The organism is Citrobacter sp. VF227 (assembly GCF_052950715.1).
In genome coordinates this window covers 1-409 of record NZ_JBRFVF010000679.1, presented here as the reverse complement: position 1 = coordinate 409, position 409 = coordinate 1, and the positions used below count along the sequence as shown (strand labels likewise).

The 409-nt window shown below is 47.9% G+C and carries 1 pseudogene; it reads right to left on the bottom strand.

Features of this window, described 5'->3' with window-relative positions:
- Window positions 1-302: pseudogene (locus ACU8YC_RS28525) on the bottom strand (DUF4942 domain-containing protein); the annotation flags it as partial.
- Window positions 303-409: the final 107 nt, after the last annotated feature.

Genomic DNA, 409 nt, shown 5'->3' with positions numbered 1-409 from the left:
TTTTTCATTAAATCCCGCCATATATCGCGATCGAGATTACGGGTAATGGCTTTCATTGCCGCTTCTGGTTTCTCCATCAGCCAGCAACCACAACGAAAATCCTGCTTCATGGCCCAGTCCAGAGCAGTTTTACCGCCGATACTGCGGGTCAGCGTCGAGATATCGGCAACCTGTTGTATCAGTCTCTCAATTTGTTTAAGTGCGCTATTACGTCCGGTGACGATGCGTTCAATGCTGGTGGAGCAAATCACGTCGGTATGGTCGCTTAACACTTCGGGGTCGGCAGTAATGAGTACTGACATTATTTTTTCCTTTATATAAAGAAAAGCGCCAGCGAGTGAACGCTGGCGTTGATTCGTGGATGATAAGTACGGTTCGGTAGCTAATCTGTTCTGGCGCGTTGCAGAAG